The sequence below is a fragment of the Planctomycetota bacterium genome, assembly GCA_016872555.1.
Taxonomy (GTDB): domain Bacteria; phylum Planctomycetota; class Planctomycetia; order Pirellulales; family UBA1268; genus F1-20-MAGs016.
Genome location: VGZO01000002.1, coordinates 133,135 through 156,513 on the forward strand (window position 1 = coordinate 133,135; position 23,379 = coordinate 156,513).

Here is a 23,379-nt window from a genome sequence, read left to right on the forward strand (position 1 = left end):
GGGCGGGTGTCACTCGGCAGCGCCGGTCACCGCCCATCCGTGGGCGAACAGGTTGCGCGCGTCGACGTAGCGGGCGTCAGACGAAGTCGATCCGAGGACGACGACCACCAGTTCGCGGCCGTCGCGCTTCCCCCAGGCGGCGAGGCAGCAGCCGGCCGCGGTCGTGGTGCCGGTCTTGACCCCGGCGTAGCCGGCGATCGGGAGGAGGCGGTTGGTGTTGGTCCAGACGACGTCGCGCCGGTAGCCGTCGACCGACTCGATCGTCGCGCCGCGCTGCCGGGTGGCGACGATCGTGCGGAAGCGTTCGAGCCCCATCGCGACGCGCACGAGCTTCGCGATCTCCACGGCCGTCGTCTCGTGGCCAGATTCGGTCTTGCCGTGCGTGTTGCGGTAGCCCGTGGCCGAGAGGCCGAGCTCGGCGGCGGTCGCGTTCATCCGCGCGACGAACCGGTCGAGGGGATCGGTCGCCTTCCCGGCGCCGGCACCCGGGTCGGGGAGATGGGCACCGACGTGCTCGCCGAGCGCCACCGAGGCGTCGTTGCCCGACGGCAGCATCAAGCCGTAGAGCATCTCCCCCACGCCCAGCCGGTCGCCCGGCCGCAGCGCCGCGCTCGAGCCGGTTTCCTGACCCGCGCGGGTCGAGACCGTGATCGTCTCGTCGAGCAGTCCGGGACGCTCCTCGGCCATCCGCAACACCACCAGTGCGGTCATCACCTTGGTGATGCTCGCGGGCGACCGTCTGGCATCGGGCTCCTTGCCGGCGACGATCCGGCCGTCGGCGGCGTCGACGATCACCCACGCCGGCGCCGTCGTCTGCGGTGGCGCACCGGGGCGGTCGGCCTCCGCGACAGGGAGCGTCTGGCCGTTGACCTCTGCGGGCGCCGGCAGGGGTGGCTCAGCGGTCAGAAGCGGTCCCAGCGCGCGCCACGTCGCCGAGTCGACGCGCCCGGTGACGGGCAGCTCGGCGAGCGCCTGAAATCGCCTCACGCCGGCTGCCGTGGCCGGCCCGAAGTCGCCGTCGACGCCGAGCCGCTCGGCCGCCGGAAGGCGGGCGTTGAGCGAACGCTGCAGCTCCTCGACGAGCACGCCGGTGGCCCCTTCGCCGAGCTCCTGCGGCGCGGCAGGGCGGTCCTCGGCATGCCGCGCCGAGAAATACGCGGCGATCTCCCTGCCGCAGGCGGCGGCGAGATCCTCCGCCGCGCCACCGTCGATGCGCCGGTCCTTGTTGTCGGTCGTCAGCAGGCAGTAGGCGACCGGCCCGGCGGGCCCGAGCAGCAGGCCGGCGTCGGTGCGCGACCCTGACACACCGCCGGTCTTGTGGGCGCAGCGCCAGCCGCGCGGGAGCTCGCGTGGCACCATCCGCGCGTCGTCGCAGGCGAGCAGATGGCCGATGATCACCGGCGTGGCACCGACCGGCACGATCCCCCGGGCCTCGAGCTCGCGGCGCTCGAGCATCGCCAGGAGCCGGACGAATTCCGCCGCCGTCCCGCTCCCCAGCCCGTACGCCCGGCTGCGCTCGGGGTCGAGCGAGGTGTCGCGCCGGTAGACGAGCGAATTGAGCCGGACCTCGCCGAGCCCGAGCTCGGCCATCAGCGCCGTCGTCGCCGGGCGGCCGATCCGCTCGACGACGAGGTTGGTGGCGGTGTTGTCGCTGGCGGCGATCATCATCCGGATCCAATCGACCAGCGCCAGCTCGGCGCCGTCCGAAAGGAGGTCGACGACGCGCGACCCGGGCACGCGATCGGCCGCCGCCAGCGTGATCCGCTCGCCGAGCGCTACCTTCCCGTCGCGGACGGCGCGGTACGCGGCGAGCATCACCGGCAGCTTGACCAGGCTCGCCGTCGGCATCGGCTCGTCGGCGCGGAGCGCGTAGCGCTCGCCGGTGCCGAGGTGCTCGACGGCGATCGCCACCCGCCCCTCGTGGGCGGTGATCAGCGGCAAGAGTGCGTCTTCGAGGGTGTCGGCCGACTCGGCGCCGAAGGACGTGCCCCACGTCACGAGGGCCACGGCGGCGACGACGGGGCCCGCCCACCACGGCCGCGGGATCCACGGCGAACCATGTCGGCGCGTCATCGCCCCCTCCCTCAGGTTCCGTCCGCCCGGCTCGTCGTCGACAGCGCGCCGCCGAGCAATTCCACACCGGTCCCGGTGCGGTCGGGAAACGTCGCCCGCCCCGCGACCACGCGCACGCCGCTGGCGATGTCGGCGGCGAGCAAGGCCGCGCCATCCATGTCGACGTGATCGAGGAGCGGGACGAGCTGCGCCAGTGCCGAGATGCCGACGGTCGACTCCGTCATGCAGCCGACCATCACCGCCAGGCCCAGATCGCGCGCCCGGGCGATCATCCGCCGCGCCGGCGCCAGCCCGCCGCACTTCACCAGCTTGATGTTGATCCCGTGAAACCGCCCCGCGCAGCCGTCGACGTCGCCTTCCGCGGCGCAGCTCTCGTCGGCGAACACGGGCAGGGCCGAGCGCCGGAAGACCTCCGCCATGACAGGATCGCCCGGTGGCAGCGGCTGCTCGATGAACTCGACCCCGAGGTCGGCGAGCGGGCGCGAGAGGGCGATCGCCTGCTCGGCCGACCAGCCGCAGTTGGCGTCGACGCGGAACGGCCGGTCGGTGTGACGGCGCAATTCGCGGACGATCGCCAGGTCGTCGGCGGTGCCGAGCTTGATCTTGTAGATCGGCCAGTCGGCGGCGGCGGCGAGCTTTTCACACATCACGGCGATCGTGTCGATGCCGATGGTGAAGTTGGAGACCGGCCCGCGCGACCGGTCGAGGCCCCACCACGCCGCCAGGCCCTGCCCCGCGCGCCTCGCGGCGAGGTCGTGGAGCGCCATGTCGAGGGCGCAGCGTGCGAACGGCTCGTCGGGCAGCGCCGCGGCGACACGGGCGAGCGTCGCGTCGAGATCGTCCGTCGTCGCCCCCGCGAGGATCGGCCGGACACGCTCGGCCGCGGCCGCCATCCGCCCGATCGATTGCCCGTAGAACGGGTTGGTGGTCGCCTCGCCGTACCCGCGCTCGCCCCCTTCGCCGAGCTGGACGACGAACGTCTCCTGGACGGCGACGCTGCCGCGCGCGATCGTGAACACGTGCCGCAGCGGCAGCTCGAAGCGCGAGTGGGCGAGCGTGATCCCGGTGGTCATGCCGATCCTCCCCGGGGCGCAGCCCCACGCTCTCGACGGAGCCGTTCGACCGCGGCGACGAGGTCGTCGCTGCCGTCGCGGACCGGATCGGCCGTCGGCAGGCCGAGCCGATCGGCGATGGATCGGCGCTCCGCGGCGGCCGCGGCAGCGTCGAGCGAGCGCGTGTTGAGGGCGACGGCGATCACCTTTCCGCCGCCGGAGAACTCCGCCATCGTCTCGTAGGCGGCGATCACGCGTTCCAGCGACGGCAGCGCCACGTGCGGCAGCCCGCCGTGGTGAACCCGCCCCGGCTCGTGGACGAGGATCATCCCGTGCGGCATCGCCCCGTGGAGCAGGCCGAGCGACACGCCCGAATAGCGCGGGTGGGTGATCGTCGCCTGCCCCTCGACGACGAGCACGTCGTGGTGCTGGTTGGCGAGGACGAGCTTCTCGACGGCGCCGTTGACGAAGTCGGCGATCACGCGGTCGATCGGGCAGCCGTCCCCCTCGACCATGATCCCCGTCTGGCCGGTGGCGACGAACTTGGCGTCGACCCCGCGGCGGCCGAGGCCGCGCGCAAGCTCGACCGCCGCGACCATCTTGCCGATCGAGCAGTCGGTCCCGATCGTGAGGATCCGCGTGCACTCCTCGCGGATCCCGAGGCGCGAGGCGACGTCGCGCTCGTCGTTGCGGCGGACGTCGACGATCCGGGCGCCATGCCGCGCCGCGGCGGCGGCCAAGGTGGGATCATCGCCGAGGAAGTCGTGGAGGCCGGAGACGACCGTCATCCCGCGGCCGAGCGCCTCGAGCAGGACCGGCCGCCAGGCGTCGGGAACGCGGCCGCCGGGGGGGGCAATGCCGATCACCAGATGCGTCGCGTGGGGTGCGTCGGCGAGCCGGCCGATCACCGGGATCGCCCCGCCGACGCCGAGCACGACCGCGGCGGTGCGCCCCGCCGCCGTGGCGTCGAGGATCGCATCGACCTCGTCGGGGCAGTAGCGGAGGAGGCAGGAGGCCGTCTTGGCGATCACCGGATCGGCGCAGTGGCCCTCGGTGAGCAGCACCATCCGCCTCCGGGGTCGGTCGGCAGGTCCTTGCCCGGCCATGCCACGCTCCTTCAGCCGCTCGAGCTCGCGGCCGGTCCGTCCGACCGCGACTGTCCCGGGAGTATCACCGGGCCGGCCGGGGCGTCAATCGGGCGGCAGCCGGTTCTCCCGGATGGCGCCGAGAAATGCCCCCGACCCGGTCGCGGTAAGCTCTTCCCCACTTTCCTCGAGCGCGAGTCGTGATCCCGATGCCGCCGCGACGTTCCGTTTCCCGCCGTGCGCTGCTCGCCGTCAACGCCACCTGGTGGCTGACGGCGCAGGCGCGCGCTGCGGTCGCCGACGAGTCGGTGCGGCAGGTGGTGGTCGTGGTGACTCGTTCGTGGGAGGCGACCAACGGCGTCGCCACCTGGCTCGGCCGACAGCCCGGGAGCGCCTGGACGGAGGCCGGGTCGGGATCCGTGACCGTCGGCCGCGCGGGATGCGGTTGGGGCCTGGGGCTCCACCACGAAGGCCTCGAGGGTCCGGCGAAGCGCGAGGGGGACGGCCGCTCGCCGGCGGGAGTGTTCGCGATCGGTGCGGCGTTCGGCGCGGCACCGGCGCTCGACACCGGGCTCGCGTACCGCCCGCTCGACGGCGACGACTGGTGCATCGACGTGCCCGCATCGCCGCTCTACAACCGCACGGTCAACCGCCGCGACGTCGGTGACGCTGCCGTCGTCGGCAGCACCGAGCAGATGCGCCGCGACCTCGCGCCGACGGCCGACGGGCAATACGCGATCGGCTTCATGATCGGCCACAATCCCCGGGGCACGGCCGGGATGGGGAGCTGCATCTTCGGCCACGTCGTCGCCGGCCCGGGTGTGCCGACCTCGGGCTGCACCGGATTCGCCGAGCGCGACCTCCGCACACTTCTCGCCTGGCTCCGCGCCGACGCCCGACCGCTGTTCGCGCTGCTCCCGCAGGCCGAAGCGCAGCGGCTCGCGGGATGGGGCCTTCCCGTGCCGCGGGCGCCGGGGGCTGCCCGATGAGAGCCGCGGCCGGCGTCTTTCTCGGGCTGCTCGCCGGCGGGCTCGCGGGGCTCCTCCTCGGACGGCTGCCGGCGGGATGGTCCGACACCGTCGTCGCCGGGGCGCTGCCGATCGGTCGGGCTTGGCTGTCGGGCCTGCAGATGACGGTCCTGCCCCTGGTCAGCGCGATGCTCGTCGTCGGTGTCAACGAGGCCAGCGCCGTCGCCAGCGGCCGGATCGCGCGGCGGGCACTGGCGTTGATGGTCGTGCTGGCGCTGGCCGGAGCGATCGTCGGGGCGGTGCTCGCTCCGCTGCTGTTCGGCCTGGTGGCGCCCGACGCGCGGCTGGTCGCCACGCTCCGCTCCCAGTCCCCGGCGCTCGAGACGGCCGGTCCGGCGCCCGACGGCGTGGCGGCGCTCGTGCCGCGCAACCTGTTCGCGGCGCTGGCCGGCGGCAGCGTCGTGCCGGTGGTGGTGTTCATGCTCTGCTTCGCCGCTGCACTCACGCGACTGCAAGCCGAGCGGCGCGAGCCGATCCTCGCCGTCGCCCGCGGTGTCGCCGAGGCGATGCTCGTGATCGTCCGCTGGCTGTTGGTCCTGGCGCCGCTCGGCGCCGCGGCACTGGTGCTCCCGGTCACGGCCGGCGCCGGCGGCGCCGCCCTCGGGGCCCTCGGGCTGTACGTCGGGGTCTTACTGGCGGTCTACGCGGCGATCGCCCTGCTCGTGTACGTCGTCGCCGCCGGCGGGGGAGCGGGGCTCGCCCGGTTCGCCGCCGCGATCCTCCCCGCCCAGGCCGTCGCCGCCGGCACGCAGAGCTCGCTGGCGACGCTCCCCACGATGCTCGACTGCGCGGCGAGCGGGCTAGCCTGCCCGCCGACGGTGAGCGGGATCGTCCTCCCGCTGGCGGTGTCGCTGTTCCGGATCACGAGCCCGGCGCAGTACCTGACGATGGCGAGTTTCATCGCCTGGGCCGAAGGCAAGGTCCTCGAGCCGACGGCGCTGGCCGTCGCGATCCCGTTGGCGGTCGTGATCAGCCTCGGGGCGGTGAGCCTGCCGGGGCAGGCGAGCCTCCTCTCCACGTCGCTGCCGCTGGTCCAGTCGCTCGGCCTTCCCGTCGAACCGCTCGGCCTCCTGCTGGCGGTCGACTTCGTCCCCGACATCGCCGCCACGGCCTGCAACGTCACCGCCGATCTCGCCGTTGCCGACCGCGTGGCCCGGGGCGAAGCCGCTCAGCCGCGCCCCGGGGCCGCCGGGCCGTCGGCGTAGAGAAGCCGACACGCCTGCTCGTCGGCCCACGCGTCCTCCTCGGGGCGCGCGAGGCGATCGAGATCGGCGGCCGTGGCGGACGGGTCGTCGACCCACCGGCGGAGCCGTGGCCCACCGTCGATGACGTCGATCGCGAGCCGCTCGAACTCGTATTCGTAGGCGGAATCCCGCCACAGCGGCTCGTCGGGGCGGAGCCGGCGGAAGGCCTTGAGCGCCGCGGCGACGATCCGCCACGGTCGGCACCGCGCCGGATCGTAGGCGCCGTCGTCGACGTGGATCTGCAGGCCGCCGCAGAGGCGGCCGGCGTGCTTGTGGAACGTCGGCTCGAACCAGCAGGGGCGCAGCCGGCAGCCGCCGAGCCACTCCGGCGCGAGGCGGGCGATCTCCGCGGCCCACTCGTGGCCGTCGAGCGCCGGGTGGCCGAACAGTTCGAGCGGCCTGGTCGTCCCGCGCCCCTCGGAGAGGTGCGTGCCCTCGAGGAGCACGGTCCCGGGATAGCAGCGCGGCATCCACGGGCTGGCGGCGTTGGGGCTCGGATTGACCCACGAGCGCGTTCCCAGGGGCCACCCGAAGCCAGGGCCGTCCTCCGGCCGCCACCCCTCGAGGCGGACGACCTCCCACTCCACGCCGAGCCGCAGCCGCGCCACGAACCAACCGGCCGCCTCCCCGAGCGTGAGCCCGTGGCGCATCGGTAGCGGCCCCGCTCCGACGAAGCTCTCCTGCCCGGGCTCGAGCACGAATCCCTCCACGGCCCGTCCCGCCGGATTCGGCCGATCGAGCACCCACACGGCGCGCCGCGCGGCTGCCGCCTCCTCGAGCACGGAGCGGAGCGTCGTCAGAAACGTGTAGACGCGGCAGCCGACGTCCTGGAGATCGACGAGGAGGACGTCGCACTCGGCCACCTGCGCGGCGGTCGGCCGCCGCACCGTGCCGTACAGGCTGTGGACCGGGATCCCGAGGCGCGGGTCACGGAAGTCGTCCGATTCGCGCATGTTGTCCTGTTTCTCGCCGCGCAGGCCGTGCTGCGGTCCGAACGCCGCCACGACGTCGATCCCCGCGGCGACCAGGGCGTCGAGCGTGTGCGTCCCGTCGGCCGTGACACTCGCCGGGTGGGCGACGACGCCGACAGCCTTGCCGCGGAGGCGCTCGCGGAGCGGCCGCTCGGCGAGCAACCGGTCGATGCCGAAGAGCATGGGCGCCTCCGCGCGGCCGTGACTCACCCGTCGCGCCGAGGCGCCATGGCCCGCCGTGCCATCCGCGCCGCCTCGAGGGCCGCGTCGGCGACCACCTCGACCCGCGCCGGCGGCCGCCCCTCCTGCCGCAGCCGCGCCGTCACCGCGTCGGCGAGGCTCGGCGCATGGACGAGGAGCCCGCCTGCCAGACGGAGGCACCATGGCGCTGCCGCCACCGGCCGGCGGCGCTCGACGGCGAGGACGAGCGCCGCCAGCTCGGTGGCGGCGGCCTCGAGGATCCGCACTGCGACGCCGTCGCCGGCGGCCGCGGCGGCGACGACGTCGATCGCCGCCGCCGCCACCCGATCGCGCGGCAAGGCCGGTCCCGAGAGCGCCGCGGCGAGGAGCCCGGGGCGATCGACGCCATAGCGCGACAGCAGCCGCGCGGTGAGCGCCGTGTTTCGACCGCGCCCATCGGCCGCCGCCGTGACGGCCGCCAGCGCTTCCCTCCCGACCCACCAGCCGCTCCCCTCGTCGCCGAACACCGCGCCCCATCCGCCGGCTCGGTCGAGCGTGCCGTCGGCGGCCCGGGCGACGGCGATCGAGCCGGTGCCGGCGATCAGCGCCACCACCGCGCCCGGCGCCGCGTCGCCGAGGAGCAGATCGGCGTCGGTCACGACCGTGACCACCGTCGCCACGTCGGCCAGCGCCGCGGCGACCGCGGCCGCATCGTCGGTGCGCCCCGCCCCCGCGAGGCCGAGGCAGGCGCGCGCCGCGGGGGCCGCCGGCACCCCCGCCGCGGCGAATGCCTGCACCACGGCGGCGCGGATGTTCGCGGCCGCCGCCGGTCCGCCGATCGCCCGCGGGTTGGCCGGGCCGCCGCTCCCGCGCCCGAGGACCGTGAGCTCGCCGGCAGCGACGCGGCCGACGACCGCGCGGCAGCCGCTGCCGCCGCCGTCGACGCCGATCACGAGATCGGGGCTCGCGGCGGTGGGCCGCGGCACCGGATCGGTGCCGATCGCGCCGCGGAGTTGGCCGCCGGCTGCGGCGAGGAGGCGCCGCGCCTCCATGGTCGACACACCGCGCCGCGCGGCGACGATCGCCGTCTTCAATTCGCCGTCGTGCCGCACGAGGAGCTCGGTGGCGGCCGCGTCGTCGACCCCGGTGAGCCGGGCGGCGATCCGCCGGCTACGGTCGAGGAGCTTGGAGTTGGTGGCGCGGAGGTCGACCATCAGGTTGCCGTAGGTCTTGCCGAGGAGGATCATCGCGCCGGTCGACAGCATGTTGAGGACGAGCTTCGTCGCCGTCCCCGCCTTGAGCCGTGTCGATCCGGCGATCACCTCGGGGCCGACCAGCGGCACGATCGCCAGGTCCGCGGCGGCGGCGAGCGCCGAATCGGGCGAGCAGGCGACGCCGATCGTGAACGCCCCGCGCCGCCGGGCGTGTTCGATCCCGCCGAGCACGTACGGCGTCCGCCCGCTGGTGGCGATCCCGACGAGCACGTCGCCGGGACCGAAGCCGATCCCGTCGAGATCGGCGACGGCCAGCTCCGGCCGGTCCTCCGCCCCCTCGATCGCGCGCGTCAGCGCCGTCGGCCCGCCGGCGATCAGACCGACGACCATCTCCGGGGGCGTGCTGAACGTCGGCGGACACTCGCTGGCATCGAGCACGCCCAGTCGCCCCGACGTGCCGGCACCCTGGTACACGAGCCTGCCCCCCGCGCGGAGCCGGGCGGCGATCGCGTCGATCGCCCGGGCGATCGCCTCCGCCTCGCGCGCCACGGCCGGGGCGACGCGCGCGTCTTCGGCGACCATCACGCCGACGATCCCCCAGGCGTCGAGCGAGTCGATGGCGGCGGAGGCGGGATTGACCGCCTCGGTGGCGAGCGGACGCATGGGCGACACTATACTCCCCGCTCACCGTCGCCGCGGAGCCCGCCGGCGCTCGCGGCCAGGGCGGCCGAGCGTCGGCCCGTGGTGGACCCGACGCGAGGACCCCATGCTCGGCCCGGTCGACATCGCCGTGCTCGTCGCCTTCCTGGCGTCGGCGATCGGCATCGGCCTGGTCGCCGGCGGCAAGACCAAGACGCTCGACGCCTACCTGCTCGGCGACCGCGACCTGCCGTGGTGGGTGATCCTCGGATCGATCGTCGCCACCGAGACCAGCGCCGCCACGGTGCTGAGCGTGCCCGGCGAGAGCTTCGGGGCTGCCGGGATGCGCTTTCTCCAGCTCCCCCTGGGCTACATGCTGGGGCGGCTGGCGATCGTCCGCTTCCTCCTTCCGCTCTATTTTCGCGGCGAGCTCAACACCGCCCACGAGGTGCTCCGCGACCGCTTCGGCCCGGCCGTCCAGCGCGCCGCGGCGCAGTTGTTCCTCGTCGCCCGGACGCTCGGCGACGGGCTGCGGCTGTTCCTCGCGGCGCTGGTGTTCCACAAGCTCAGCGGGATGCCGCTGGCCTGGAGCGTGGTCGTGACCGGCGCGGTGACGATCCTCTACACCGTGCTCGGCGGTCTGCGGAGCGTGGTCTGGAACGACTGCCTGCAGCTGGTGATCTACCTGTTCGGCGGGATCGTGGCGGTGTTCGTGATCGTGGCGCGGATCCCGGGTGGCTGGCCGGCGGCACGGGAGTTCGCCGCCGCCGGCGACAAGCTGCGCGTGTTCGACTTCTCGCTCGATCCGGCGAACCCCTACACGTTCTGGGCCGGGCTCGTCGGCGGTGCCGTCCTCAGCCTCGGCACCCACGGCACCGACCATATGATGGTCCAGCGCTACCTGAGCGCCCGCGGCCAGCGCGACGCCGCCCGGGCGCTGGTGACCAGCGGCGTGGTCGTGTTCCTCCAGTTCGCGCTGTTCCTCGGTATCGGCGTGCTCCTCGCAGCGTTCCACCACCTCGGCGGCGAGGCCGCCCCGGCCCGCCCCGACGAGGTGTTCGCGACGTTCATCATCCGTCACTTCCCGGCCGACACCGGCCTCATCGGCGTGCTCCTGGCGGCGATTCTTGCCGCGGCGATGTCGACGATCGCCAGCTCGCTCAACGCCTCGGCGTCGTCGATGATCCACGACCTCTGGCTGCCGCTCCGCGCGGTGGCCGGGCGCACGGCGCCGCTGTCGGCCGCTAGGGCGCTGGCGCTGACGCGCTGGCTGACCGTGGCGTTCGGCGTGGTGCAGATCGCCGTCGGCATCGCCGCGGCGCGCGTCGACGCCACGGTCGTCAGCCGGGCGCTGACGATCGCCGGCTACTCGGCGGGGCTGCTCCTCGGCGTGTTCACCCTCGGCGTGGCGACGCGGCGCGTCGGCGAGGCGGCCGCGCTCGTCGGGGCGGCCGTCGGCCTCGCGGCCCTGCTGACCGTGCAATTCGTGCTGCCCCTGCAGGGAATCAAGATTGCCTGGCCGTGGTACGCGCTGGTCGGCGCGACGGCGACGATCGTGGCCGGCATGGCGGCGGCGGCGGTGTTTCCCCGGAGGACGGACGGATGATCGCACGAGCTCTCGTGGTGATGGGCGGGCTGGCAGCGACGGCGCTGGCGGGCATGGCGGCGGCACAGACACCGGCCGTGGCCGCCCCGGAGGCCGTCGGGCTGGACGCCGAGCGGCTGCGGGCGATCCGCCCGCTCGTCGAGGCCGAGATCACGGCGGGCAATCTCCCCGGCTGCGTCGTATGCATCGGCCGGGGCGGCCGGATCGCCTGGCTCGAGGCGATCGGCGAGCGGCAGGCGGCGCCCGCCGCCGAGCCGATGACGGTCGACACGATCTTCGACCTCGCCTCGCTCACCAAGCCGGTGGCGACCGCGACGGCGATCATGCAGCTGGTCGACGAGGGGAAACTGCGCCTTTCCGACACCGTCGCCAGCCACTTCCCGGCGTTCGCCGCCAAGGGCAAGGAGAAGATCACCGTCCGCGACCTGCTCGTCCACTCCAGCGGCCTGATCGCCGACAACGCGCTGGCCGACTACGCCGACGGACCGGAGAAGGCGCTGGAGAAGATCATGGAGCTCGAGCCGCTCGCCCCCCCCGGCGAGCGCTTCATCTACTCCGACGTCAACTTCATCCTCCTCGGCCAGCTCGTCGCCACGCTCTCGGGGCGCCCGCTCGCCGACCAGGTCCGTGAGCGGATCTGCCGCCCGCTGGGGATGGCCGACACCGGCTACCTGCCGGCGGCCGACCTCCGCGCGCGGATCGCCCCCACCGAGCCGCGCGACGGGGCGATGCTCCGCGGCGAGGTCCATGACCCGCGCGCCTGGAAGCTCGGCGGCGCCGCCGGCCACGCCGGCCTGTTCGGCACCGCCCCCGACCTCGCCCGCTACTCGAGTGCCCTGCTCGCCGGCCTCCGCGCCGATCGCCCCGCCGCCGACGCGATCCTCTCGCCGCAGGCGCTCGCCGAGATGACGCGCTCCTGGCGCGTGCCGGGGGGCGCCTTCCGCGGCCTCGGCTGGGACAAGCGCAGCGGCTTCTCCTCCAACCGCAGCGATCTCTATACCGACGCCGCCTTCGGCCACGGCGGGTTCACCGGGACGAGCCTGTGGATCGACCCACGCCTCGACCTGTTCGTGATCTTCCTCTCCAGCCGCCTCCACCCCGACGGCAAGGGCACGGTCAATCCGCTCGCCTCCCGGATCGGATCACTGGCGGTGGCGGCGATCCGTGCCCCGGCCCCGGTGGCCGAGCCCCCGCGGCAGGTGCTCACGGGCCTCGACGTCCTCGAGCGCGACGGCTTCCGCCAGCTCGCCGGGCGGAAGGTCGGCCTGATCACCAACCACACCGGCCGGTCGCGCGCCGGCCGCACCACTCCCGAGGTCCTGAAAAACGCCCCCGGCATGGACCTCGTCGCCTTGTTCAGCCCCGAGCACGGGTTCGCCGGTGCGCTCGACCAATCGGACGTGCCCGATGCCCGCGATCCGGCGACCGGCCTCCCGGTCCGCAGCCTGTATGGCAAGACGCGCCGCCCGACGCCGGAGATGCTCGCCGACCTCGACACGCTCGTCTACGACATCCAGGACATCGGCTGCCGGTTCTACACCTACGTCTCGACGATGGGGGAGGCGATGAAGGCCGCCGCGGCAGAGGGGAAGCGGTTCGTCGTCCTCGACCGCCCCAATCCGATCGGTGGCGTCGACGTCGCCGGGCCGGTCCTCGACGCCGGCAGCGAGTCGTTCGTCGGCTGGCACACCCTCCCGCTGCGCCACGGCATGACCGTCGGCGAGCTGGCGCGGCTGTTCAACGACGAGCTGAAGCTCGGTCTCGACCTCGTGGTCGTCCCCTGCGAGGGCTGGCGGCGCGCCGATGCCTTCGAGGCCACGGGGCTGGAATGGGTCAACCCGTCGCCCAACATGCGCAGCCTCACCGAGGCATTCCTGTACCCCGGCATCGGGCTGCTCGAGACGACCAACGTCTCGGTGGGGCGCGGCACCGACACGCCGTTCGAGGTCCTCGGCGCCCCGTGGATCGACGGAACGGCGCTCGCCGGGGCGCTGGCTTCGCGGCGGATCCCCGGCGTGGCGTTCGTCCCGGTGTCGTTCACGCCGGAGTCGAGCACGTTCAAGGGGGAGCGCTGCGGCGGCGTGAACGTCGTGATCACCGACCGCGCGGCGTTCGAACCGGTCCGGACCGGACTCGAGATCGCTGCCGCCCTGCGCCGGCTCCACCCCGACACCTGGAAGGTCGACGGCTACGGCCGCCTCCTCGGCAACAAGGGGGTGCTCGAAGCGATCCGCGCCGGCGGCGATCCACAGGAGGCCGTCGACCGGGCCGCCGCCGGCGTGCGCGAATTCATGGCCCGCCGCGCTCCCCATCTGCTCTACGAATGACGGGAGGCCCGGTGGCGATCGCATTCGCACGCCCAACGCCGCTCGTCGCGGCCCTTGTCGCGCTGATCGCGGCGTTGGCGGGGCGTGCGCCGGCGGCCGACCTGACGCCGATCGGCTACGAACACCCGGGGCTCGTCGTCGATCTCGGCGTCGGCCTCTGGGCGTGGCCCGTGCCGGCCGATGCCGACGGCGACGGCGACCTCGACCTGCTCGTCTCCTGCCCCGACAAACCCTCCAACGGCGTCTGGCTGTTCGAGAACCCGGCCGGTTCGTTTCCGCCGCCCGCCTTTCGGCCCGGCCGGCGTCTCGGCCGCACGGTTCATTACGTGATGCCGAGTGTCGTCGGCGGTGACCTGCGCGTGCTCGGGCCGGGTGTCGAGTTCCCCGACTTCCTCCGCCGCGGCACGGAGGAGCGCAGGCCGCTGCCGGTCGCGGCCAACTGGTACGTGCCGCGCTACGGCCAGCCGAAGGGGCCCAAGGTCCGCCACAACCAGTGGCGCCTCGCCGACGTCGATGCCGACGGTCACGACGACCTCGTCATCGGGATCGAGGACTGGAGCGATTACGGCTGGGACGACGGCTACGACGCCACCGGCAGGTGGACGCACGGGCCCCTCCACGGCTTCGTGTTCCTGCTCCGCGCGCGGCCCGACGGCACGTACGGCGAACCGGAGCAGCTCACGGCCGGCGGCACGCCGATCGACGTCTTCGGCTGCCCGTCGCCGAACCTCGCCGACTTCGACGGCGACGGCGACCTCGATCTCCTCTGCGGCTCGTTCCTCGACGGCTGCACCTACTTCGCCAACCGCGGCACGCCGACCCGACCCGACTTCGCCCCCGGCGTGCCGCTCCCGACCGTGGCCGGCATTCCGCTCCGCATGGATTTGCAGATGATCGTGCCGGTCGCCGTCGATTTCAGCGGCGACGGCCTCCCCGACCTCGTGATCGGCGACGAGGACGGCCGCGTCGCGGTCGCCCGCCACTCCGGTCGCCATGGTGCCGACGGGGCGCCGCTCTTCACGGCGCCAGAATACCTCCGCCAGGAAGCCGACCGGCTCAAGTGCGGCGCGCTGGCCACTCCCGTCGGCCACGACTGGGACGGCGACGGCGACGACGACGTCCTCTCCGGCAACACCGCCGGCTACGTCGAGTGGTTCGAGAACCTCTCGGGGCCGGCGGTCGCCCGGCCGCGCTTCGCCGCGCCACGGCGGCTGACGGCCGGCGACGAAACGTTTCGCGTGATGGCCGGCCCTGCCGGCAGCATCCAGGGACCGGCCGAGGCCAAGTGGGGCTACACGACGTTCAGCGTCGCCGACTGGGACGGCGACGCGCTCCCCGACATCGTCCTCAACAGCATCCTCGGCGACGTCGTCTGGCTGCGCAACGTCGGCATGCGCGGCGCGCCGCGCCTCGACCGCCCCGCGCCGGTCGAGGTCGCCTGGGAGGGACCGCAGCCGCGGCTCGCCTGGGGGTGGCGCGTGCCGCAGGGCGCCGGGCTGCTCACGCAGTGGCGCACCACGCCGGTCGTCCACGACGTCACCGGCGACGGCCTCCCCGACCTCGTGATGCTCGACCACGAGGGCTACCTCGCGCTGTTCGAGCGGGCGATCCGCGCCGGGCATCGCGTGGTGCTCCCGCCGCGGCGGGCGTTTTTCGATGCCCTGGGCACGCCGCTGCGGCTGGCGACCGGCACCGCGGGCAAGAGCGGCCGGCGGAAGCTCTGCATCACCGACTGGGACGGCGACGGCCGGTTCGACATCCTCGTCAACTCGCGCAACGCCGACTGGCTCCGCCAGGTGGCCGACGACGACGAGGGCTGGCGCTTCGAGAATGTCGGCCCCCTGGCGCCGGCCAACATCGAGGGGCACGACGTCAGCCCGACGACGGTCGACTTCGACGGCGACGGCATCCGCGACTTCCTCGGCGGCGCCGAGGACGGTCGGCTCTATTTCCTCGCCAACCCGCGCGCGACGCGGTCCCGCTGACTGCCGGGCCGGCGCCCGTGGGGACCGCGTCACCCGAAGACCGGGTCGCCGAGCGTGCCGGTGCTGTCGGCGAACGATTCCTGCTCGATGGCCAGCGCGCGGAGGATGCTCACGAACAGGTTCGTCATCCGCTTCTCGCCATCGCGCACGCAATGGCCGTGCGCCAAGCCGAGGCGACTGCCGCCGGCGACGAGCGTCGGCAGGTCGCGCGGCCAGTGGGTCGTGCTGCACCCGCTGCCGTACAGGACCAGCGTGTGGTCGAGGACGCTGGCCCCGTGCTCGTCGCGGGCCGCCAGCCGGCCGAGGAAGAATGCCATCTGCTCGGCAAGGAACCGGTCGTATTTCGCGAACGCCAGCAGGCCGTCGCGATCGCCGGCATGGGACAGGTTGTGGTGGGTCGCGCCGAGGCCGAGCTTGAGCGGGAAGGTGTCGCTGATCCCCATCCCGTCTTCACGGCTGAGCATGAACGTCACCGACCGGGTGATGTCGGCCGCGAACGCCAGCGCGACGAGGTCGAACATCGTCCGGTAGTAGCGGGCCGGGTCGCCGTCGGTCGTGGCGTCGAGATCGAGCGTCGCCCGGTCCGGAGCGACCAGCGGCACGTCGAGCCAGCGTTCCGCCGCCTCGAGCCGCTCCTCCATCTCACGCAGGCTCGACAGGTAGGTGTCCATCGTCTCCCGGTCGGTGTGGCCGAGCCCGCCGGCAAACGACCGCGCCTCGCCGAGGACCGCGTCGACCAGCGACATCTTCCGGCGCAGGCCGGCGCGGCGCCGGTCGCGGGCCTCCCCGCCTGCGGAAAACAGCCGCTCGAACACGCGCCGTGGGTCGTTCTCGGCGGGGATCGGCTTCCCCTCCTGGTCGTACGACAGGGTGCTGGTGCGCGACATGAACCCGACGCCGGCATCGATCGACAGCACCAGCGACGGCTGCCGGCAGAAGCGCTTCGTGTGCAGCGCCACCGTCTGGTCGAGCGACACGCTGTTGAACGATCCGGGCGCAGGCGCCTGCAACGGCGCACCGGTGAGCCACATGTCGGAGCAGATGTGCGAGTCGGCCTTGGGCCCGTTGCCATGGGAGAGGCCGCCGAAAAAACTCAGCCGGTCGATGAACGGCTCGAGCGCTGCGGTCGACGTGCCGAGGCGGAGGCGGCCGTCGTCGCCGACCCGCGGGAACCAGAACCACTCGTCGATCCCCAGCTCGGGCCGCGGCAGCGCCATGCCGTTGGCGGTGTACACGGCACAGAACCGGCGCGGCGGCGCCGCCGCCACCTCGTCTCCCATCGCCTCCAGCAGCGGCAGGGCCAGCGCCGTGCCGGCGATCCCGCGAAGGACGGCACGGCGCTCGACCCGGCGGGCAGCGACGGCGTGGCGCACGGCACGGTTGCTCATCACGGCCTCACTTGGTCAGAAACGGCGCGCTGGCGACGACCGCCTGGAGGGCATCGCGGACACCCGCCCCGCGGGCGCGGAGGGCGACGGCGAGCTCGCGATACATCTTCGCATCGGCTCCCACCGGGGGGCGACCGCAGCCGTAGGTGGCGAGGCGGCGCAGCAGTTCGGCGACCACGTCATCGAGCAGGGCCGTCCGGACATGGTCGCGAAACGCCGTGAAATCGGCGACGACCGTCCCGTCGGGCAGCCGCGACGCGGCGTCGACAGCGTCGCTGCGCAGCCGCCCGGCGGCATCGAATGCCTCGAACGGCAGCCCCCACGGATCGATCCCCTCGTGGCAGCCGGTGCAGCCCTTCGCGGAGCGGTGGCGCTCGAGCCGCTCGCGCAGCGGCAGCGCCGTGAGGTCGTCGAGCTTCGGCACGTTGGGGGGCGGGTCGGGAGGCGGCCGGCCGACGATCGCCCGCGCGAACCAGGCGCCGCGTTTCACCGGATTCGGCTCGCGCCCGTCCGACAGCCCCGCCAGGACTGCCGGCATCGTGAGCAGGCCGCCGAGATCGGCACGGGTGCCGACGGCGACCGGCACGAACTCGAAGCCGCTCTCGACGCGCTCGCCGCAGCCGTAGTAGTCGGCCACCACCTCGTTGACGACGACCACGTCGGCGGCGACGAGCTGCCCGAGGGGCGCGTTGGTCCGGACGAGGTGCTCGAAGAACCGCGCCGGCTCGGCACGGAGCGACGGCTTGGCATGGGCGCCAAGCCGCGGGAAGCGGGTCCGATCGGTCTCGACGACGTCGAACCGGCCGAGCCCGAGCCACTCGCCGACGAACGCGTCGGCGAAGCGCGAGAAGCGCCGGTCGGCCACGAGCCGCTCGACCTCGCCGGACAGCGCGGCGGCGAGCGTGCCGTCGGCGGCGCGGCTCTGGAGCGCGTCGTCAGGGGGGGAATTCCAGAGGAAATACGACAGCTTGGCGGCCAGTTCGTGGCCGCCGAGCGGCTCGGCCTCGGGGCCCGTGCTCGTCTCGACGAGAAACAAGAACTGCGGCGCCGCGAGCACGGCCAGCAGGGCGTCGTGGAGGGCCGCCTCGTCGTCGGCTCCGGACTCGACCGCTCCGCGCCACACCGCCACGAGCGCCTCGACTTCGACGCCCGTCACCGGCCGGCGATAGGCGCGCGTCGCGAACGCCGTGAGGATCGCGCGGGCGCGGGCTGCGCGATCGGAGACGTCGGCACCCGGCACGTCGATGATCATCCGGTGCGACGGCGGCGGCCACGACTCGACGAGCGGCCCCTCGAACTCCACGCTTCGCACCAGCACCCTCGGCACGTCGCGGTCAGCCGTGTATTCGCTGCGGACCGCGATCTCGCGGATACCGGCGAGGTAGTTGGGGTTGCCGGGCTCGACGTCCGGATCGGGGAAGTTGGCGATCGCCCCCTCGAACCGGAATTCAGCCAGCTCCGTGGATCCGACCGCCTGCGGCGCGCCGACTGGCGCCAGCGTGCTGCCGCAGTCGCGCCGCAGGCCGAGGTGGACGCCGAGCCACGGCGTGCGGCGTTCGAAAGCCATCAACCGCCTCGCCAACGTCCCTGTCTCGTCGAGCCGCTCGAGCGCCAGGCCTTCGATCGGCTCGCTCCCGGCGGTCGTGGCCGCCAGCGCGACCGGTCCCGCGGGAAGGCGGACGACGACGAACCCCGATTGGTACCACGGGGCGGCGAAATGGCGCGATCCGACGTCGAGCACCACCTCCTTCGCCTCCGGCGGCGGCGTGCCGTCGGGCAACAGCGCCCGTGGCGCGGCGCCGGCGAGTCGGACATGGACGAGATGGATCCCCGGCTCGGCCACCGTGGCGGTAAACCGCCCCGCCGTGTCGCCGGGCGTCGCCGCGACCGCCGCCGCGCCGGGCCCGTGTGCCGTCGGCAGAGCACCGACGAGCAGACCGTCGTCGACACGCGCCGCCCGGACCGTGACGCGGAACCGCCCGCGCTTCGGCAGCTCGCGGAGGGCGATCTTGAAATTGGGGAGCGGACCATACTTGCTCGCGTCGCCGAGGAATCGGGCGCCGGGGATCGACGGCCGCAGGAGCAGCCCGTCGCCGACGACCTCGGCATTGCGACCGCGCGGGTCGACGATCCGGCGCACGTCGTCGCCGTCGGAGCCGCGCAGGCAGGCGAACACCGCATGGTGGATGCCGTCGAACTCGCGCCAGCCGCGGACCGTGTCGTTGCCCTGATAACCCTCGATGAACCGGAACTGCCGCTGCATCGCCACGGCCTCGAACGCAAAGGGCTTCGCGACCGGCGGCTCGGTGACGAGGACGTCGGCCGGTGAGAGCAACTGGCTGATGTGGCCGAGGACGAGCGCCTCTCGCGCCGGCGCGGGATTGACCCCGGTGCCGAAGTCCACCCGGAAGCGTTGGATCCGCGGCGGCACGCGCGGGTCGACGAGCGCCGCGTCGAGGGCCCGCTCGGCGGCCGCGAGAAACGCCTCGAGGTGGAGCTCGGAAACCTGCAGTGAGCCGATCTGGTTGGTGAACCCGTCGCGCGCCACGGCGTCGGGGGGCAGGCCGGCGGTGACGTCGTCGTCGATGCCGAGCAGGTCGTGGAGCGTGTGACGGATCTGGGCGACGGTGAGCCGCCGCGTCGCCCCGTGCCGGGCGACCGGCCGCGACCGCGCCACCTCGAGGCCGCGCTGCACCCATGCGACCAGCGCCGCGCGCTGCTCGGCGCTCGGCTGCGGAGCATCCTCCGGCGGCATCGTGCCCGCGACGAGCTCACGTTCGATCCGCTCAAACAGCGCGATCGCGCCGTCGTCGGGCACGGCGGCGAGGTCGTCGAGGCGGACGCCCGACTCGTGGGTGTCGGCGTCGTGGCAGCCGACGCACGACTCGGCAAGCACCGGCTGCACCGCGGCCGCGAGCTCTCCCCGCAGCCCCACCTCGTCGGCGCCGTCGCCGGCCGGGCCCGCGGCCCCGGCCACCAGCGCGGCCAACGCCACGGCGAGCGTGAGTCCACCGCGCACGACCATCGCCATGCTCCCCGTCACATGACCCGCAAAGGTGCCCCCGGAGACAGCCCGCTACCGTATAAAAAAGAGAAGTCCCGTCAGTGCCCGGTGGTGAAATGTGACAGGTGACCAGCCCGAGGCCGCTCAAATGTCAGGTGTCGGGGCGTGTTGGGTAAGCGTTTCGCGCCCGCCCACGGCGCACATGGAGCCGGCCCGATATGTTTTCAACCCCTCGGCCCGGCGCCGGGGTCGGCACTCGCCCGGGACTTCTCAGTCGATGTCCGCCTGCCAGTTGGTGGCCTGGATGGCGGCATTGGTTTCACGGAGTTGCTTCGCGAGGTCGTCGCATTGCTTCTGCAGCTTGGCGACCTCGAGCGTGGCGACCCATTTGATCTCCTTCATGCTGTAGCGGTCGGGCTCCTTCCGCGACGCGACGATCGCCGCCTGGAGCAGCGAGTGGTGCTGGGCGAGCGTGTCGCGGTGCGCCACGGCCACGGCGAGCGCCCGGCCGTCGGCGAGCTTCGTGGCCTGGTTGGCCCGATCGATCCGCAACGCGATCTCCTCGAGCTCGGCGAGGACGCCGACCGCCTCCTTGATCAGCTTCGCCGGATCCTCGTGGGGCTTCTCCTTCTCTTGGACCACCGCGTTGGCGGCGATCCGCTCGCGGAGCGACGCGAGCTTCTTCTTCATGTCGGCCCGGAGGAGCAGCGCTTCGGCGATCTTCATGGTCTCGGTGCAGCCAGGGGCGGGATTCGCTACCTACCGTCGACGGTCGACGAGCCGTCGTCCACCGGTCGCTCGGCAGCAGTGGGGATCGTACACCATACCCTGTTCGGAGGGTAACGCTGCCGCGCCGAGGGCGTGCCCCTGGCCCGCGCCCCCGCCGCCCGTACAGTTCCACAGTGTCGAGATGCATGCCTGGGCGTCCGTGGGCGAGCGGCAGGAGTCCCAGAAGCGTCGCAGCCGAAACGAACGGGATCCGGTCGTGGCCCTCCCGGTCGAAGCGCTCGATGATCGCCACGCCCCGACCATCCACCGTCACCAAGCGGTGGTCGACGGTACGGATTCCGGCCGCGCGAGCGACCGCGAGTGCCAGCACCTCGCCGACGGCGACGTCGCGGGTGTCATCGGGCTTGGGAAACTTGGCGATCGCCACTCTTCCATCGGGAAGCGACACGAAGCACTTGGGGCGGGCCCCGCCCAGCGGCGATCCCGCCCCGAGCAAGAACGCCAGATCCCGAGACGAAGCCCGGTCGCCGTGCACGGCATCGGTCGCCGCGAGCAACTGGCGGAGGCGGAGGAGCGGCGGAATCACGCCCCGCGTCGCGCCGAGAAACTCCGTGGCCCCGGGCCGGCGAAACCGGAGGGCTCCGATCCGTCCGGCGTCTTCGATCGCCAGCAGGTAGTCGATCGCCCGATAAGGCCGCCGTTCGAGGACACCGTGTCGCACGGAGCGCTCGATCACGATCCGCCCCCAGCGGTCCGGCCCGGAGTCGGCAAACGCTCCGGGGAGCCCGGCGGTGTGAAATACGCCGGCACGGAGCGGTAGCAGCGGAGGGTCGACTGCGAACGCATCGGGCCGAGACAGCCAATCGCGGGCGTATTCGAACGCGACCGCGGCGCTGCGATCGGCGGGATACAGCGTTCCGACTTCGACCGTGGCCCCGGCCCACTCGATCCACACGGCGATCCGTTCCGCCATCAGGTCGCTCGCTTCCCAGCGGGCCGGCGGCGGCCGATGCGGCGCGGCAGGGCCGCGGCGTCGAGATCGAGACCAAGCGTGTCGCGGTCGGGCGCCGCCAGCGCCGCCAGTCGATCACGGAGCTGGAGCACGTAGACCGCGGTCGCCAGTGTTCCGACCGCCACACCGGGGTCGCCCCGCTCGAGCCGCCACAGCGTGTCGCGGCTGACGAACAACCGTGCTGCCATGTCGGCGGTCGAAATCCGCCGCTTGCGGCGGGCGAGGGCGAGGTCGCGGCCGAGTCGCTCGAGCGCAGCGCGGGCTGGCAACGGCATTGACCGCGACGAGGAGGAGTGAATGTCGTGTTTGTCGGACATTGTTTTGATTAACGTCTTGCATAACGGGCGCTCTATCGTGTCCTTCGCTTCCGGCCGACGCAACGGCGTGCCCTTTTGCTTGCGTGTTCCGAGGCACGGCGGATCAAATGACGACTATTGAAAACGGTGATTGACAAAACGAAAACAAGTTTATTTTTATTCAACATGGCTTCCGATTCATTCAAGCGGGCGTCGATCGAGGAGGCAGCCGATCATCCGCTGCTGAGTCTCCAACGCGAAGACCTCGACCTGGTCGTGCAGCTCGTTCTCGCGTCGGGATCGCTCACGGACCTGGCAGCTACCTATGAGGTGAGTTACCCGACGATTCGGGCCCGGCTCGACCGCACCATCGCCCGCCTCAGGGAAGTGCTCGCGGGGCGGACGCCCGATCCGGTGATCGAGTTGGTGGCGGATCTCGTCGAACGCGGAGAGCTTTCGACCGCGGGCGCACGGGCGATCCGCGATCTCGTCCGCGGCCAGGGTTCGCGGCCGGGAGGCACACACAGGAGGGACACATGAACGAGTGGTGGTCCGAGATGTCGACCGGCCTGATTTTCGGAACCGCCGGGGCGGTCTACGGAACCCTCGGCGGCCTGTTTGGCACGCTGGCGGGCTTGCTGGTGCCGCGCGGCCGAGGCAAGCCGCTCGTCTACGGCCTGATGGCGCTGCTGATCGCCAGTGGACTCGGGGGAATGGCGCTGCACGCGACGGCGCTGGTCCTCGGCCAACCAGGGCATGTCTGGATGTGGCCGCTCTTGCTCGGCGCGATGATGCTTTTTTCGATCCTTCCGGGCGGCCTCGGAATCCATCACGCATACCGGCAGGCCGAGCGACGCAGGCTCGACGCCGCCGAGTTGCGGCAAAGCGCCTGACGGCTGCCGCCGACCGGCTCGATAATTATTCACGTGGCGAATGAATATCATTCACGCCATGAGTGAACAGCCGCCCCGCCAGTGGTCGTCCGGTCGCTCCGCGAACGGCCGGGAATGATGGCCAGCGCTCCTCATCGCGCGGTTCCGTGACTCGCTATTCACGAAAGAGCCATGTTTCGTGAATAGCGACTGGCGTTCTGCGCAGCTATGAAAAGATCGCCGATGCAGCGCAGGATGACCGTCCACGCTGCCCCCAACTGTCGGCGGACAACGCCCTCCGTGACCTTGTGCATCGGAATCCGGTTCATCGTCAACGGGATCCTGGGGATCGCCACCGACCCGGCGATCGTCCGGCGCATCCGCGAAGCTGCCGGCCCCTGATGGCCCGCCGCCCCACAGCACCACCGCCGCGCGAAACTCGCGGCCGCAGGGCCGCGACGAAGCCGGCCACTCGCGGCCGAAGGGCCGCGCCCGCCCCGCAGCAAAACCGCCGCGCGAACCTCGCGGCCGAAGGGCCGCGCCCGATCCGCAGCAAAGCCGCCGCGCGAAACTCGCGGCCGAAGGGCCGCGCCCGATCCGCAGCAAAGCCGCCGCGCGAAAATCGCGGCCGAAGGGCCGCGCCCGATCCGCAGCAAAGCCGCCGCGCGAAAATC

General features: G+C 72.9%; 16 protein-coding genes and 1 pseudogene. 7 read left to right on the forward strand and 10 right to left on the reverse strand.

The features are described 5' to 3' along the window. Window positions 1-9: 9 nt before the first annotated feature. Genes FJ309_01405 through FJ309_01415 form a run of 3 tightly spaced genes read right to left on the reverse strand, consistent with a single transcriptional unit; the run spans window position 10 to window position 4,231 of the window. A complete protein-coding gene (locus tag FJ309_01405) occupies window positions 10-2,073 on the reverse strand; it encodes a hypothetical protein (GenBank protein MBM3953276.1) in 2,064 nt (687 codons plus the stop codon). 11 nt (window positions 2,074-2,084) lie between these two features. Further along, window positions 2,085-3,146 (reverse strand): dipeptide epimerase, encoded by a 1,062-nt coding sequence (locus FJ309_01410; protein ID MBM3953277.1) that lies wholly within the window; start codon window positions 3,144-3,146, stop codon window positions 2,085-2,087. Next, a complete protein-coding gene (locus FJ309_01415; GenBank protein ID MBM3953278.1) occupies window positions 3,143-4,231 on the reverse strand; it encodes a DUF1611 domain-containing protein in 1,089 nt (362 codons plus the stop codon). Before FJ309_01415 ends, FJ309_01410 begins: the two co-directional genes overlap by 4 nt. 188 nt (window positions 4,232-4,419) lie before the next feature. On the opposite strand from FJ309_01415, the gene FJ309_01420 reads away from it, so the two are divergent. Next, window positions 4,420-5,199 (forward strand): hypothetical protein, encoded by a 780-nt coding sequence (locus tag FJ309_01420; GenBank protein MBM3953279.1) that lies wholly within the window; start codon window positions 4,420-4,422, stop codon window positions 5,197-5,199. After that, entirely contained in the window at window positions 5,196-6,443 is a 1,248-nt protein-coding gene (locus tag FJ309_01425; protein ID MBM3953280.1) for a dicarboxylate/amino acid:cation symporter, read from the forward strand. The genes FJ309_01420 and FJ309_01425 overlap by 4 nt, the downstream gene beginning before the upstream one ends. On the opposite strand, the gene FJ309_01430 is transcribed toward FJ309_01425, so the two are convergent. Both FJ309_01430 and murQ read right to left on the reverse strand, forming a co-directional pair. Then, entirely contained in the window at window positions 6,407-7,636 is a 1,230-nt protein-coding gene (locus FJ309_01430; protein MBM3953281.1) for a DUF1343 domain-containing protein, read from the reverse strand. The two genes, FJ309_01425 and FJ309_01430, sit on opposite strands and share 37 nt — an antisense overlap. Before the next feature lie 23 nt (window positions 7,637-7,659). After that, the gene (gene murQ / locus FJ309_01435) at window positions 7,660-9,510 is read right to left on the reverse strand and encodes an N-acetylmuramic acid 6-phosphate etherase (protein ID MBM3953282.1); all 1,851 of its coding nucleotides are present in this window, start codon (window positions 9,508-9,510) and stop codon (window positions 7,660-7,662) included. Between the two features lie 103 nt (window positions 9,511-9,613). Here murQ and FJ309_01440 point away from each other — a divergent pair, with 103 nt between their 5' ends. The 3 genes from FJ309_01440 to FJ309_01450 are packed head-to-tail and all read left to right on the forward strand — an operon-like array spanning window position 9,614 to window position 15,404. Beyond that, window positions 9,614-11,092, forward strand: a complete 1,479-nt coding sequence (locus tag FJ309_01440) for a sodium/solute symporter (GenBank protein MBM3953283.1) — start codon at window positions 9,614-9,616, stop codon at window positions 11,090-11,092. Further along, the gene (locus tag FJ309_01445) at window positions 11,089-13,419 is read left to right on the forward strand and encodes a DUF1343 domain-containing protein (protein MBM3953284.1); all 2,331 of its coding nucleotides are present in this window, start codon (window positions 11,089-11,091) and stop codon (window positions 13,417-13,419) included. Before FJ309_01440 ends, FJ309_01445 begins: the two co-directional genes overlap by 4 nt. Then, window positions 13,416-15,404: a VCBS repeat-containing protein gene (locus FJ309_01450; protein ID MBM3953285.1), complete on the forward strand. Its 1,989-nt coding sequence runs from the start codon at window positions 13,416-13,418 to the stop codon at window positions 15,402-15,404. The genes FJ309_01445 and FJ309_01450 overlap by 4 nt, the downstream gene beginning before the upstream one ends. 29 nt (window positions 15,405-15,433) lie before the next feature. On the opposite strand, the gene FJ309_01455 is transcribed toward FJ309_01450, so the two are convergent. The 5 genes and pseudogenes from FJ309_01455 to FJ309_01475 form a co-directional block, all read right to left on the reverse strand. Beyond that, the gene (locus FJ309_01455) at window positions 15,434-16,792 is read right to left on the reverse strand and encodes a DUF1552 domain-containing protein (GenBank protein ID MBM3953286.1); all 1,359 of its coding nucleotides are present in this window, start codon (window positions 16,790-16,792) and stop codon (window positions 15,434-15,436) included. Window positions 16,793-16,799: 7 nt separating this feature from the next. Then, window positions 16,800-19,823, reverse strand: coding sequence for a DUF1592 domain-containing protein (locus tag FJ309_01460; protein MBM3953287.1), 3,024 nt, complete (start codon window positions 19,821-19,823; stop codon window positions 16,800-16,802). A 243-nt stretch (window positions 19,824-20,066) separates the two neighbouring features. Then, entirely contained in the window at window positions 20,067-20,522 is a 456-nt protein-coding gene (locus FJ309_01465; protein MBM3953288.1) for a septicolysin, read from the reverse strand. 268 nt (window positions 20,523-20,790) lie between these two features. After that, window positions 20,791-21,264 (reverse strand): annotated as a pseudogene (locus FJ309_01470) (HipA domain-containing protein). A 233-nt stretch (window positions 21,265-21,497) separates the two neighbouring features. Next, on the reverse strand, window positions 21,498-21,854 hold the full coding sequence (locus tag FJ309_01475; GenBank protein MBM3953289.1) for a helix-turn-helix domain-containing protein: 357 nt from the start codon (window positions 21,852-21,854) through the stop codon (window positions 21,498-21,500). Between the two features lie 117 nt (window positions 21,855-21,971). Here FJ309_01475 and FJ309_01480 point away from each other — a divergent pair, with 117 nt between their 5' ends. After that, window positions 21,972-22,373, forward strand: a complete 402-nt coding sequence (locus FJ309_01480; GenBank protein MBM3953290.1) for a DUF2089 domain-containing protein — start codon at window positions 21,972-21,974, stop codon at window positions 22,371-22,373. Window positions 22,374-22,390: 17 nt separating this feature from the next. After that, window positions 22,391-22,726: a hypothetical protein gene (locus tag FJ309_01485; GenBank protein ID MBM3953291.1), complete on the forward strand. Its 336-nt coding sequence runs from the start codon at window positions 22,391-22,393 to the stop codon at window positions 22,724-22,726. The last annotated feature ends 653 nt before the right edge of the window (window positions 22,727-23,379 follow it).